Source organism: Vreelandella zhaodongensis, from assembly GCF_013415115.1.
Lineage (GTDB): Bacteria > Pseudomonadota > Gammaproteobacteria > Pseudomonadales > Halomonadaceae > Vreelandella > Vreelandella zhaodongensis.
In genome coordinates, this window is sequence record NZ_JACCDD010000006.1 from 142898 (window position 1) to 155550 (window position 12653).

Below are 12653 nucleotides of genomic sequence, written 5' to 3' on the forward strand. Positions count from 1 at the left end.
TTATTCTTGCGGTGGACGCTTTGCCATCAAGGTGATTTCGACGGTGCTACCCCCGCAAATGTTAGGTGACTCTGTGCAGGTGCGTGCCGGGTAGCGTCCAGGTTCAAAAAACTCCGCGTAGATACTGTCTAATGCATTGATCTGCCTTAAGTCAGCAAGGTGGATGTCTACCCGTACAATATCCGCTAGGCTGCCACCTTCTTGCTCTAGCATGCGTTCAAGTTCGCGCATGACGAGGCGAGTTTCTTCTTTGACATCTCCACGGGTGGCTTTGCCGTTAGAAAGATCAGTAACGGTCAGCCCTGAAATAAACACATAGTGATCATCGATAACCATGTGACTACCAGGGAAACTCGGTTTGGGTAACGTGGGATCGTCGATATACTGCGGCATTGGCTCTCCTTAGCGACAAATAAGCGAGTCGCGATTAGTGCGACTCTGCCACTAGAGTGTAGTTGCTTTGGGAAAAGAGGGTGGTGCTAGCGATAGCTTTGCTCTAGGCTGGCGAGCTTTTAAGGTTTTGCCCGTTGTTGGTGTGATTTTAAATCCTCATGAGAGAGCGTAATGAAGGTAGTCCATATTAGTCAGAGCGCCCCGCGTGATGCATGTTTGGCAACCCTGTGTGCCAATGTATACGGTCAGCAAGCTGGGTTAACGCCACTGGTGGTTTTTACCGGCACGAAAAATGTGCTGTTCGACCAAGAAGCAGCTCGTTTGCTAGCGGGTGTTGATGGTGATGGCAAGCCTTTGGCACTGGCATTGCTGGTGTTGGATGAGGCTGGCGAGGGCATGACGGTAACTCACGCCTGCGAGTTTGTTGATGGCGCTAAAGCGCGCTTAATCAGTGAGCTAAGTCTTAAGGCGCCGCTACGCGTTGAGGTAAGCGATGCTGGCCAAGAAGCGTTTTACCAGCAGTGTGGTATCAAGCGTTGGTTTGATGGGGAAAATGGGCAACGTGTTGGTTTAGGCGCCCGTCATCCTGCTAAGCATAGCGATGAACTGACGCCCACGCTGAGCCTGGATGAAGCGCTAATACTGCGCCGATTTAAGCATGACCCCACTGCATTTGCTGAGGCTAAGGATGCGTTTTTGTCAGGTCTCAACAGCTTTCCTGCAACGCTTTAGGCTGGAAAGCAACAAGGCGTTCCATTTTATGCAACGAACTTGCACGCTGACGTCATGATGTTGTCCATTTTCCTGGGTAAAATAGCGGTATGTTTTATCTTTAATTAAAGGGAAGGGCGTATGGCGCTGGCAATAATGGATACTACTACCCGCTATGGTGTCGTCAGTAAGGCGCTGCACTGGGGGATGGCACTGCTATTTGTTTGGCAGTTTAGCGGTGCAGCTGCCCGGGTATTTTTGGAAGATACGGCGTTGGAATCTTTCCTGTGGGGTACCCACCGCACGGTAGGGGTTACCTTGATGCTGTTGGTGTTGTTACGTGCGGTGTGGGCGTTAATTAATACATCACGCCGCCCGCCATCCGTGAGTGTTATGGCTAAATTTGGCCATTTGGTTCTATATGGGCTAATGATTGCGGTGCCGACCATCGCGCTGATTCGTCAGTATGGCTCAGGTCGCGCACTGGATGTATTTGGTATCAATTTAATGCCTGGCTTTGAAGGCGAGCGCATTGATTGGATGGTGAATTTGGGTGGTCTGCTGCATGGTGAACTCGGTTGGGCGCTGCTGGCGTTGATTGTGGGCCATGTCGTGATGGCTATCTTGCACCGTAAACTAACCAATCATGATGTAGTGTCACGCATGACGTAACACCGGATAACCTGTATTTATCATGTTTCAAAATGGGCGCGCTCAATCGAACGCGCCCATTTTTTTGGCTAACGATGTTAGGCGAGGTGCTAGCATTATCCGTCTTGATGAGATGCTACTTGGCTAGCTCACGCATGGCTGTCTCCAGCCCTTCCATGGTCATGGGATACATGCGGTCATCGATAACGTCACGAATTAACTGGGTCGAATAGGTGTACTCCCAGGCACGGGGTGGCATGGGGTTTAACCACGCCAAGCGTGGAAACGTATCAGCCAAGCGCTTTAGCCACACGCCACCTGGTTCGTCATTGAAGTGCTCCACGCTGCCGCCAGAGTGAGTAACTTCGTAAGGCGACATGGCGGCATCACCGACTACCACCACCTGATAGTCCGCCCCGTAGGTGTGCAACACATCCATGGTCGGGATGCGTTCGTTACGGCGACGCATGTTATTGCGCCAAACCCCTTCGTAAAGGCAGTTGTGGAAGTAATAATGTTCCAAGTGTTTGAATTCGGAACGTGCCGCTGAGAATAACTCTTCGCAGACGCGAATATGATCATCCATCGATCCGCCGACATCTAAAAACAGCAGCACTTTAACCGCATTATGACGTTCGGGGCGCATTTGAATGTTGAGCAACCCTGCATCCCGCGCGGTTTCGCGGATAGTGCTGTCCACATCAAACTCGTCCAGCGCTCCTTGGCGGGCAAACTTGCGCAGCCGCCGTAAGGCCATTTTGATATTGCGGGTGCCCAGTTCAAGCGAGTCATCGTAATCGCGAAAACGTCGCTCGTCCCAAACTTTGGTAGCGCGACGGTGGCGCGAACCATCCTGGCCAATACGTATGCCTTCGGGGTTGTAACCATACGCTCCAAAAGGGCTGGTGCCACCCGTGCCAATCCACTTGTTGCCGCCCGCGTGGCGCTCTTTTTGCTCTTCCAGGCGCTTTTTAAAGGTCTCAATCAGCTCTTCAAGACCACCTAACGACTCAATTTTGGCTTTCTCTTCGTCGCTGAGCTGCTTTTCAAATTCGCGTCGCAGCCACTCATCGGGAATGAGCGCCTCGATTGCCGAATCCATGTCTTCAAGGCCTTTAAACCAGGCGGCAAAGGCGCGATCAAAGCGGTCAAAGTAGCGCTCATCTTTGACCATGACCGTACGCGCCACTTGATAAAACGCTTCCATATCGGCAAACACGACGCCACGTTCGACCACGGCGTGAAGATCAAGTAATTCGCGTAGAGAAACGGGCACACCGGCACGTTTGAGGGCATCAAACAGACCAATAAACATGGCTTAACGCCCCGTACTCTTTTGGCGACGCATCATAAACGCCAGACGCTCCAGCAGGTGAGTATCCTGCTCATTTTTAACTAGTGCGCCTGCCATCGGCGGTAGGGCTTTGGTTGGGTCGCGGTGATAGAGTGCTTCCTGGGCCAGTTCATCGGCCATGAGCAGCTTGAGCCAATCCACTAGCTCCGAAGTGGAGGGCTTTTTCTTGAGGCCTGGGGCGTTGCGCAGGTCGAAAAACACTTCCAAAGCTTCGCCGACCAGCCTGGGGGCGATATCCGGAAAGTGAACATCCACAATCGCCTGCATGGTCTCGCGGTCGGGGAATTCGATGTAATGGAAAAAGCAGCGACGCAGGAAGGCATCGGGCAACTCTTTTTCGTTATTCGAGGTGATCACGATAATCGGGCGTTGCTCGGCACGAATGGTTTCGCCGGTTTCATAAACATGAAACTCCATACGATCCAGCTCTTGCAGCAGGTCGTTGGGAAACTCGATATCCGCTTTGTCGATTTCATCAATCAGCAGTACCACACGCTCGCCTGCGGTGAAAGCTTCCCACAGCTTGCCGGGCTTGATGTAGTTACCTACGTTTTCCACGCCTTCAACGCCTAGCTGGGAATCGCGCAGGCGGCTGACCGCATCATACTCATAAAGCCCTTGAGCGGCTTTGGTGCTGGACTTGATATGCCAAGTAATCAGCTTAGTGCCCAGGGATTCAGCGAGTTCCTCGGCCAGCAGTGTTTTACCGGTACCGGGTTCACCTTTGATGAGTAGTGGACGCTGTAGCACAACCGCGGCATTGACTGCCTGTTTGAGTGCATCAGTTGCGATGTAAGAAGAGGTTGAATCAAACGCCATGGGGAGTGCCTCGGCTTGTCGAAACGAGTTGTTTAAAAATAGATTCAAACAAGTGTACGTGAGGGTAAACCCCATGGCCAACTAGTGGATAGAGCAATTGGCTATCAGCCCTGCCAGTTGGGGGGCACAATCCCTTGGCGCTGCATTTGCCGATATACCGTGGGCCGCGAAACGCCTAGCTCACGGGCAACCGCGCTGATATTCCAGTGATGTTGCTTAAGCAGGTGAGTAAGTGAACCTGAAAGGGCTTCGCTGGCGTTCGTTTCAATTTGGGCCGCCACGTTGCGGGTAATGCGCTGACTAAGGCATTGTTCTGGTAGGTCGTGAACGGTTATTTCGTCGCTTTCCGAAGTGGCTAGGGCAAAGGCGAGGGCGTTTTTAAGCTGGCGGATATTGCCGGGCCAGGAATACGCGAGCAGCGCACTAATGGCATCTGCGCGCAGGCGCGGGGAGGCACGCGTGGCGCGTTCGGCAGCGACGTCTTCAAACACGCGGCGAATAACAAATAGTTTATCGGCGCGTTCGCGTAGCGCGGGTAGTCGAAGCTGTGCACCGTTTAGCCGGTAATAGAGGTCTTCACGGAATTCCCCTTGTTGGATCATTTCTTCGATATGCCGATGGGTGGCCGTAATAACGCGAATATCGATCTTTACCGGCGTGTTAGCCCCTAGCGGCATCACTTCCCGTTCGGACAGCACGCGCAACAGTCGGGTTTGTAGCGCTAATGGCATATCGCCGATTTCGTCTAAAAACAGCGTGCCACCATGGGCCTGTGGAATAAGACCGCGCATCCCTTTTGAGCGGCCGCCGGTAAAGGAGCCAGGTTCGTAGCCAAACAATTCGCTTTCAATCAGTGACTCGGGAATGGCCGCACAATTAACCGCAATAAACGGCTGTTTGGCGCGGTTGCCGCTTTCGTGCAACGCCCGTGCAACTACCTCTTTGCCGGTACCGGTTTCGCCGCTAATCAATACGTTAACGTTAGCTTCATTGCGCAAGCGTTCGGCCAGTTTTTGTACTTTGCGCATCGCGGGGTCGTCGGCGCCCAGCCGAGCTAAGGGTTCCGGCAACTCAGAAGCAGACGGCGTTGCCCGTTGCGACATGCGGGGGCGGCGGGGTTCCAGCAGGCTAATAAAGTGGATGGTGTTGCTGGCACGAGCGCGGAAGGCGCGCAATTGATCATCAGTGCCGCTATTAATGCTCAGTATATCGGCGATCTCACACTCAAATAGTTCGCCAAGCATTGGGGTGTGATTCGCGGACCAAGGTGGCCAGCGGTGCTGGTGTTCGGCAATGAGTTTTCGGCCCACAGCGTTGGCGGCGATCACCTGTCCATTCTCTTCAATGGCGATTAAACCACGCCCGTTGACGTGGACGAATTCCCGCGAGGTATCTAGACGCACCATCAGGCAGTCGCGGTAGCGCTGAAGAAAATAGGCATCCTCAATCATGCGTGCATAAAGCGTTACCAGCGATAGGCTGAAATTCTGGCTTTCGTGCTGGGTAGGTGACTGCAGCGCGGAGATATCTAACACGGCCATCACATTACCCTGAGGGTCAGCAATAGGAGCGGCGGTGCAGGTCAGCGAGATATGGGATGCATCGAAGTGTTCTTGGCGGTGGCAGATAATCGCCTGGCGATCATGCAAGCAGGTACCGACAGCGCAGGTGCCGGCAAAGCGTTCGTCCCAGTCAGCCCCCAGGTATAGACCAGCTTTGCGTAATTGCTGGTCCTGGTTGGGATCACCGCGAAACTCAACGGTAATGCCGCGGTGGTCGGTGACGAGTAGCACGTAGCCAAGCTGGGCTATTTGTCCATAGAGCTGATCGACCCCGGCACGGGCGACATGCAGTAACTCATCGACGGACTCGCGGTGCTCAATCAGTGTTTGCTGGGGCACTACCCGCGCTGGGCGTGGATGAGTGGGGTCTAGTTGATATTCGTTCAGGCAGCGCAGCCAGGAGCGACGAATGGTGGCCTGCTCAGGCAAGCAGGGAGCCTCTAGCCCTTCACCGAGCTGAAAAATATGCTCGATATGTCGACGCTGTTCAGATTGAAGCCGTGTGGGTAAGGGTGTGTGATGCAGCATGGCGTTACTCAATGGGCGCTGTTGTTATTGTCCTTTTAGCCTATGCGCTTTCCCCCAAGAGTCAACGTGGGCTGCTTACGCCGTTAGTCGTGCGTTACACCTGTAACGTTTAGCTGTAAACAGCGTGACAGGTGTACGGCACTTTCGCTGTCTTATCTATTTGTCTGCATGTGAATAAATTATATATTTTTCAATTGCTTATTTTTTATATGGTTGGTTTGGCACGGCGGCTGCTATGTATTGGGTGCATCACAGTTAACTCAACAATAACAACTGCACATGGAGTACCCGCTATGTCAAAGATAACGGCACAAGTCCAGCAACCCCCCACGGATACTGTTCAAGCGTGGTTGCACGATTTTGATACTGCCCTTCAGGCCCAGGATATTGAGCGAGTTCTGTCTCTGTTTGGAGACGAGTGCTACTGGCGTGACTTTCTTACCTTCACCTGGAATTTAAAAACCTGCGAAGGCAAAGATGAAATTCAGGCCATGCTCAATACCACGCTCAATAACGTACAGCCTTCGAACTGGCAGTTAGACGGCGAGGCCACTGAAAACGGCGATATCTACGATGCGTGGTTTACCTTTGAAACAGCGGTTGCCAGCGGTAAAGGCTATTTGCGCCTTAAAGAAGGCAGGTGCTGGACGTTGTTAACCACCATGCAAGCGCTGAACGACTACCCTGAGCAGTGCAATCACCATCGCCCAAAAGGGGCTGAGCACGGTGCCAATAAGCAGCGTGAAACGTGGTTAGAGTTACGACAACGTGAAGAAGCTGAACTGGGCTACATCCGGCAGCCTTACTGCGTGATTATTGGCGGTGGCCAGGGTGGTATTGGTTTAGGCGCACGGCTAAGGCAACTGGGCGTGCCAACGATAATCATTGAGCGAAACGAGCGCGCGGGAGATTCCTGGCGTAACCGTTACAAGTCACTCTGCTTGCACGATCCAGTGTGGTACGACCACCTTCCCTATATCCCCTTCCCAGATAACTGGCCTGTATTCGCCCCTAAAGACAAAGTGGGGGACTGGTTGGAAATGTACACAAAAGTGATGGAGCTCAATTATTGGAGTTCAACCGAGTGTCAGAATGCTAGCTACGACGAGGTCGCAGGTGAGTGGGTGGTTAAGGTTAAGCGCAACGGCGAAGAGATCACGCTACGACCCAAACAGTTGGTGATGGCTACCGGTATGTCAGGAATGCCCAATGTGCCTAAATTCCCAGGAGCAGAAAACTTTGCAGGTGAGCAGCAGCACTCTAGCCAGCACCCGGGGCCGGACGCCTATAAAGGTAAGAAATGCGTCATCGTGGGCTCTAATAACTCGGCACATGATATTGCCGCCGCACTATGGGAGCACGACGCTGATGTCACCATGCTGCAGCGTTCATCTACCCATATTGTGAAGTCGGATTCGCTGATGGAGGAGGTGCTGGGGCCGCTTTATTCGGAAGAGGCTGTGGCGAGTGGCTTAACCCATGAAAAAGCCGACTTGGTGTTTGCCTCAATCCCTTACAAGGTGCTGCCGGATTTTCAGCGCCCCGCCTTTGAAGCGATTAAAAAGCGCGATGCTGAGTTTTACCAAAAGCTTGAGAAAGCAGGTTTCATGCTCGATTTTGGTGACGATGAATCGGGGCTGTTTTTAAAGTATCTACGCCGTGGTTCGGGTTACTACATCGATGTAGGCGCATGCGACTTGGTGGCCAGTGGCGATATCAAGCTGCGCAGCGGTGTGGGCATTGACCACATTAACCCACACTCCATCACGCTTACCGATGGCAGTGAGCTTGACGCTGACTTGATTGTCTATGCCACCGGCTATGGTTCGATGAATGGCTGGGCGGCACGGCTTATTTCTCAAGAAGTGGCCGATAAAGTGGGTAAGTGTTGGGGATTAGGTTCCGATACCACCAAAGACCCCGGCCCATGGGAGGGCGAGCTGCGCAATATGTGGAAGCCCACTCAGCAAGAGGCACTGTGGTTCCATGGCGGCAACCTACACCAGTCGCGGCACTACTCACGTTATTTGGCGCTGCAGTTAAAAGCACGCATGGAAGGGCTAGACACCCCTGTCTATGGCCTGCAGCCAGTTCATCACAGAGCATGAGATAAGGGGCAGTATATGAGCCAGTCAACGATGCAGGCAGCAGTGTGGTACGCAGCGAAAGATCTTCGTGTTGAGCAAATGCCGATACCGACGATTAACGACCCTCATGAGGTAAAGGTCAAAGTGGCTGCTTGTGGTATTTGTGGCAGCGATTTGCATGAGTACGCTGCCGGGCCGATTTTTATTCCGGTCGATAAGCCGCACCCGATTAGCGGTGAACAAGCACCGATTATCATGGGGCATGAATTCGCTGGTGAAGTGGTTGAGGTAGGCGACAAAGTAACACGGGTGAAAGTGGGGGATCGCGTTGCCATAGAGCCGATTCTTTCACCTAATCAGAACGGTGCTTATCAAATGGAGCGCTATAACCTCACGCCGCTATTGGGTTTTCATGGCCTTTCTGGCGGCGGCGGTGGCTTCTCGGAGTTCACCGTGATGGGGGAGCACATGGTGCATAAGCTGCCGGATGATCTCAGCTTCGAGCAAGGTGCATTGGTAGAGCCAGCGGCGGTTGCTTTGCATGCCGTTCGTCAAAGTAGTTTGAAAGCGGGGGATAGCGCGGCAGTATTTGGCGCTGGCCCGATTGGGTTAATGACCATCGAAGCACTAAAAGCAGCAGGCGCCGCTCAAATTTACGCCGTGGAAGTAGCACCTTCACGTAAAGCCAAGGCCGAAGCGCTTGGCGCTATTGTAGTGGACCCACAGCAAGAAGATGCAGTGGCTAAGCTACAAATGTTGAGCAATGGCGGCGTTGACGTAGCGTTCGAGGTGACTGGGATTCCGGCCGTACTGAATCAGTCTTTGCATAGTACTCACGAAGGCGGAGAAGTGATCGTGGTGAGTATTTGGGAAGGGGAGGCCAGTTTCCATCCCAACGACCTGGTCATTAAAGAGCGCACCATGAAAGGTATTATTGCCTATCGCCATGTGTATCCAGCGGTGATGGCGCTAATGCAGCGTGGCTACTTCCGAGCGCAAGACATGGTGACTCAGCGTATCCCGCTAGCAGATATCGTGGAGGAGGGATTTGAAGCGCTACTAAGTGACAAGGCACAGGTGAAAATCATCGTAACGCCATAGTTACTACTGCTTTAGCAACACTATGTTGACGCATTGTGAAGCAAGGCCACTCTGAAATGCGCAGCGCTGGTGCATTTTGTTTGCTGCAATGCGTTATGAAGAATTTAAAAACCAACGGTTTTTAAGTAAGTATATGTTTTTTAAAATTTATTAAAAATCTGGCACACAGCTCGCATTATATTAAACAAGAAGCAAATGAACAGAGTAGACAGATGCAAGATGCCACTCTCCCTTCTTTGCTATATCGCCCCGGCAGAGATTGGTAAGCGATACACCGAGTGAGCTGGCGTGCTCCACCTGGGTCCCCTTCGGGGGACTTTTTTTATGCGTAGAGAAAATAGTAAACGAAAATTTACTTATATTAATATTTTACAGAAGGTTTTGAAACGCTGTTCTTTTATTATATACTGTACAAGTAGGTCGATTGATCGGCATCGTAATCCCTAGCGCAATGGAACATGTGCATTATTAAAGAGGATAACCCTGATGAAAAAAATTAAATTAATCTCGGCTGCTGTTATTTCAGCTGGCGCGATCATGGTAAGCCAAGCAGCACTAGCCTACGAAGCAGGCGATACGTTCGTACGTATCGGTGTTGCGCAAACGAATACTGGGTCTGGCAACGGTAACGTCGGTGACGCATCGCTCAATGTCCAAAGTGCCCGTGGTGTTACTTTCGGTGCTGGCTACCTGTTCACTGACAACGTAGGTGTTGAGCTTAATAGCTCCGAGAAGTTTGAACATGACCTGAACACAAACCCAGGTGGTGGCGTGGGTAGCGTAGACCGCATGCCGATCAACCTTCTGGTTAACTACTATCCAATGGGTGGTATGGATTCGCGAGTGCAGCCTTACGTGGGGGCAGGCTTGAACTACACGCGCTTCTCGGGTGAGCCTGAGGGTCTGAGCGTTGACAAAAGCTACGGCATCGTTGGGCAAGCAGGGGTAGACCTTGCTGTGACACATAACATTATGCTGAACGGTTTCGTCAACTACGCTGATGTGAGTGCCGATATTGATTCAGGCGGTGCGACGATTGGCAAGGTAGATATTGATCCAGTCACTATCGGTGGCGGTGTTACTTACCGCTTCTAATCGCTAAACCAAACGTTGTTGAAGTACGTCTAAACAGTACGCCCAGCTTTAAGCTGGGCGTACTTTTATATCGCAATGCACGATTAGGTTATGGCGTTAAGTTATCAAAGCCGTTTTCGGTAATTAGTACGTTATCTTCAATCCGGATGCCGCCACACGCTGCTAATGAGTCGACCAGCACCCAGTTAATGGGCAGTGCCTTACTGCGCAATGGCTCTAGCAGCATAGGAATATAGTAAAACCCTGGTTCGATTGTTACTACCATGCCTGGACGTAGCGTACGGGTTAATCGTAACGCTGGGTGTTCCTCCGGCGCGGGCGAAGGCGTTCCATCCGGATGGCGTAGCCCTGCCACATCGTGAACCTGCAGGCCCAACGAGTGACCTAAGCCGTGTGGGCAAAAGGCTCGCGTAACCCCTTCACTGACGGCTTCTTTGGTGCTGCCTCGAAATAGGTCGTGTGTGATGAGAATGTCAGCCAGCTGGTGGTGCATTTGCTCATGTAGCGCCATAAATTCAACGCCTGGCGCAACGCTTTCCACAAGGTTGTTTTTTAAGGTGTGCAGGGCACCTAACAATTCGTGAAACATGTTAGGTGCATCGGGCCCTGCGTAAGTGCGGGTAATATCAGCGCAGTAGCCGCGAAAACGACGCCCTGCATCAACCAGCAAGCTGTGCCGTTGCTTAGGGGTGGTCAGGTTGTAGTGCTGGTAGTGCAGCACGCCCGCATGCTGATTAAGACCGATGATGTTTTGGTAAGGCACGTCTGATTCACGCTGTCTGCTAGCGCCCAAATAAGCCAGTTGAATGTCCAGCTCTGCAGATGCACCAACGAAAGCGGCTTGTGCAGCTTGATGCCCTGCCATTGCCAAGCGATTCGCTTCCCTCAGACAAGCAATTTCATACTGAGTTTTAAACATACGCAGTTCGTCTAGCGCGTGAACCAGCATAACGGGGTGCTGCAGGGCATCTCGCGCTTGTGCTGGCATCGCATCAAGGCGATCAATATCACCAATGATGGCTGCACGACCAGGTAGAGAAGGCATTGTGATACTGGGGCATAGCTGCACATCGAATTCAGCAACCCAGGGCTCGTCGGGCAAGTGGGTCGGCAAGTGCCAGAAGTCGGCAGGTGCATAGAGATACAGCTGCGGGCGTTTACCTGGCTGAATTACCAGCCAGCTATGTTGAATGTCGTCCATGCCCACCCAGTGCATAAAGTGGCCATAGGTTTGAAAGGTGGGTGACTGGTCGTCCCCAAAATGTGGGCTGGCATGACCACTGTAAATAGCGAGGCTATCCAACTCGTGTTTGGCGAGTATGTCAGAGTAGGCACGCTGTAGATGGGCTAAGTGGTCGCGTTGTAAGTTAAACAGGGTAGTTGACATGGTGGTGGCGTGTCCTTTCTCAAAAGCCTTCTTAAAAGCTTGCTCAGAGTCGTGATAAGGCGAGTTCACTCCAGAGTTTATCGAGCTCCGCGTGAGACTGATGTTGGTGTCGGTATAGTCGTAATTCCATGGGCACATCCCAGCGACTATCGCCCGCTCGGACTAAGGTGCCGTTGGCCAGTTCTGCTGCGACGGTGCGCTCTGGTAACCAACTCATGCCGTAACCAAGAAGCACCAGTTCTTTGATGCCTGCGGCATAAAGATTCTCGTTTTGCGCAGTGAGATAGGTACTTTGAGGTAGGCGAGCAAGGTGCGCTTTCACCGCCGAGCCCAACAAACCGCGCTTGGGGTATGCCAGCCATGGGGTTGGCTGTTGCCGCGAGCCAGGTAGTAAGGCGCAGGGAGAACCGTCCGCGTTCAGCCCTGTGATGGGAATCAAACGCTCATGGCCAATAACGCGATACGTGCAGGCGCTGGTGTCTATCTCTAAATCGCACCGACCTATTGGCCAGTAACAGATAGCCAGGTCACACTCCGCCCGAGCAAGCGCCTGAAAATAGTCGCTGGCTACCCAGCTGGTAGCACGTAAATATGGCTGTATTCTCTCTTGCCAGCCAGTGGCGGCAAGCCACTCCGGCAAAAAATGTGCGAGCAGGCTTTGCGGCGCCGCAGCCATAATGCGGCGTTGTTGTCCGGCGCTAATTTCACGCACGCGATCACGAGTCAAGCGCACCCGGTCGGTGACTTGCTCGCAAAGCGTTAGAAACTCTTCTCCCGCTGGCGTGAGCGAAAGCGGCAGTGTTTGCCGGTTGATCAGCGTGACCCCCATCTCCTCTTCCAGCAGCTTGATGCGCCGCGAAAAAGTGGGTTGCGTGACATGCTGCTCATCCGCTGCGCGGGAGAAGTGTCGCGTTCTGGCCAGGGCAATAAAGTCGTCTAGCCAGCGAATTTCCATGTCTTACCTC

General features: G+C 52.6%; 11 protein-coding genes. 5 read left to right on the forward strand and 6 right to left on the reverse strand.

Going from position 1 to position 12653, the window contains the following annotated elements:
- Complete coding sequence (locus tag HZS79_RS11830; protein ID WP_009723567.1) at positions 1 to 393, reverse strand: RidA family protein; 393 nt, start codon at positions 391 to 393, stop codon at positions 1 to 3.
- 171 nt (positions 394 to 564) lie between these two features.
- Here HZS79_RS11830 and HZS79_RS11835 point away from each other — a divergent pair, with 171 nt between their 5' ends.
- Positions 565 to 1125, forward strand: a complete 561-nt coding sequence (locus tag HZS79_RS11835; protein WP_179927992.1) for a hypothetical protein — start codon at positions 565 to 567, stop codon at positions 1123 to 1125.
- A 120-nt stretch (positions 1126 to 1245) separates the two neighbouring features.
- Positions 1246 to 1776 carry a cytochrome b gene (locus HZS79_RS11840; RefSeq protein WP_162219251.1) on the forward strand — a complete coding sequence of 177 codons (531 nt, stop codon included), beginning with the start codon at positions 1246 to 1248 and terminating at the stop codon, positions 1774 to 1776.
- A gap of 115 nt (positions 1777 to 1891) precedes the next feature.
- Here HZS79_RS11840 and HZS79_RS11845 read toward each other — a convergent pair whose 3' ends face one another.
- The 3 genes from HZS79_RS11845 to HZS79_RS11855 all read right to left on the reverse strand — a co-directional run bounded on the left by HZS79_RS11845 (position 1892) and on the right by HZS79_RS11855 (position 6018).
- On the reverse strand, positions 1892 to 3070 hold the full coding sequence (locus HZS79_RS11845) for a vWA domain-containing protein (RefSeq protein ID WP_083003343.1): 1179 nt from the start codon (positions 3068 to 3070) through the stop codon (positions 1892 to 1894).
- 3 nt (positions 3071 to 3073) lie between these two features.
- Positions 3074 to 3928 (reverse strand): AAA family ATPase, encoded by an 855-nt coding sequence (locus HZS79_RS11850; protein WP_179927993.1) that lies wholly within the window; start codon positions 3926 to 3928, stop codon positions 3074 to 3076.
- Positions 3929 to 4032: 104 nt separating this feature from the next.
- Positions 4033 to 6018: a sigma-54-dependent Fis family transcriptional regulator gene (locus HZS79_RS11855; RefSeq protein WP_179927994.1), complete on the reverse strand. Its 1986-nt coding sequence runs from the start codon at positions 6016 to 6018 to the stop codon at positions 4033 to 4035.
- Positions 6019 to 6311: 293 nt separating this feature from the next.
- Here HZS79_RS11855 and HZS79_RS11860 point away from each other — a divergent pair, with 293 nt between their 5' ends.
- The 3 genes from HZS79_RS11860 to HZS79_RS11870 all read left to right on the forward strand — a co-directional run bounded on the left by HZS79_RS11860 (position 6312) and on the right by HZS79_RS11870 (position 10301).
- Positions 6312 to 8126, forward strand: a complete 1815-nt coding sequence (locus tag HZS79_RS11860) for an NAD(P)/FAD-dependent oxidoreductase (RefSeq protein WP_179927995.1) — start codon at positions 6312 to 6314, stop codon at positions 8124 to 8126.
- 15 nt (positions 8127 to 8141) lie between these two features.
- Positions 8142 to 9206 carry a 2,3-butanediol dehydrogenase gene (locus tag HZS79_RS11865; protein ID WP_274380174.1) on the forward strand — a complete coding sequence of 355 codons (1065 nt, stop codon included), beginning with the start codon at positions 8142 to 8144 and terminating at the stop codon, positions 9204 to 9206.
- Positions 9207 to 9692: 486 nt separating this feature from the next.
- The gene (locus HZS79_RS11870) at positions 9693 to 10301 is read left to right on the forward strand and encodes an OmpW/AlkL family protein (RefSeq protein ID WP_179927996.1); all 609 of its coding nucleotides are present in this window, start codon (positions 9693 to 9695) and stop codon (positions 10299 to 10301) included.
- An 88-nt stretch (positions 10302 to 10389) separates the two neighbouring features.
- On the opposite strand, the gene pepQ is transcribed toward HZS79_RS11870, so the two are convergent.
- On the reverse strand, positions 10390 to 11688 hold the full coding sequence (gene pepQ, locus HZS79_RS11875; protein WP_162219247.1) for a Xaa-Pro dipeptidase: 1299 nt from the start codon (positions 11686 to 11688) through the stop codon (positions 10390 to 10392).
- A gap of 43 nt (positions 11689 to 11731) precedes the next feature.
- On the reverse strand, positions 11732 to 12643 hold the full coding sequence (locus HZS79_RS11880) for a LysR family transcriptional regulator (protein WP_162219246.1): 912 nt from the start codon (positions 12641 to 12643) through the stop codon (positions 11732 to 11734).
- Between the last annotated feature and the right edge of the window lie 10 nt (positions 12644 to 12653).

Excerpts from the sequence above, each read along its gene's own strand:
- HZS79_RS11855 (WP_179927994.1), bottom strand. The coding sequence starts at position 6,018 with ATGCTGCATCACACACCCTTACCCACACGGCTTCAATCTGAACAGCGT.
- HZS79_RS11880 (WP_162219246.1), bottom strand. The coding sequence starts at position 12,643 with ATGGAAATTCGCTGGCTAGACGACTTTATTGCCCTGGCCAGAACGCGA.
- HZS79_RS11865 (WP_274380174.1), top strand. The coding sequence starts at position 8,142 with ATGAGCCAGTCAACGATGCAGGCAGCAGTGTGGTACGCAGCGAAAGAT.
- HZS79_RS11835 (WP_179927992.1), top strand. The coding sequence starts at position 565 with ATGAAGGTAGTCCATATTAGTCAGAGCGCCCCGCGTGATGCATGTTTG.
- HZS79_RS11870 (WP_179927996.1), top strand. The coding sequence starts at position 9,693 with ATGAAAAAAATTAAATTAATCTCGGCTGCTGTTATTTCAGCTGGCGCG.
- HZS79_RS11850 (WP_179927993.1), bottom strand. The coding sequence starts at position 3,928 with ATGGCGTTTGATTCAACCTCTTCTTACATCGCAACTGATGCACTCAAA.
- HZS79_RS11845 (WP_083003343.1), bottom strand. The coding sequence starts at position 3,070 with ATGTTTATTGGTCTGTTTGATGCCCTCAAACGTGCCGGTGTGCCCGTT.
- HZS79_RS11860 (WP_179927995.1), top strand. The coding sequence starts at position 6,312 with ATGTCAAAGATAACGGCACAAGTCCAGCAACCCCCCACGGATACTGTT.
- pepQ (WP_162219247.1), bottom strand. The coding sequence starts at position 11,688 with ATGTCAACTACCCTGTTTAACTTACAACGCGACCACTTAGCCCATCTA.
- HZS79_RS11840 (WP_162219251.1), top strand. The coding sequence starts at position 1,246 with ATGGCGCTGGCAATAATGGATACTACTACCCGCTATGGTGTCGTCAGT.
- HZS79_RS11830 (WP_009723567.1), bottom strand. The coding sequence starts at position 393 with ATGCCGCAGTATATCGACGATCCCACGTTACCCAAACCGAGTTTCCCT.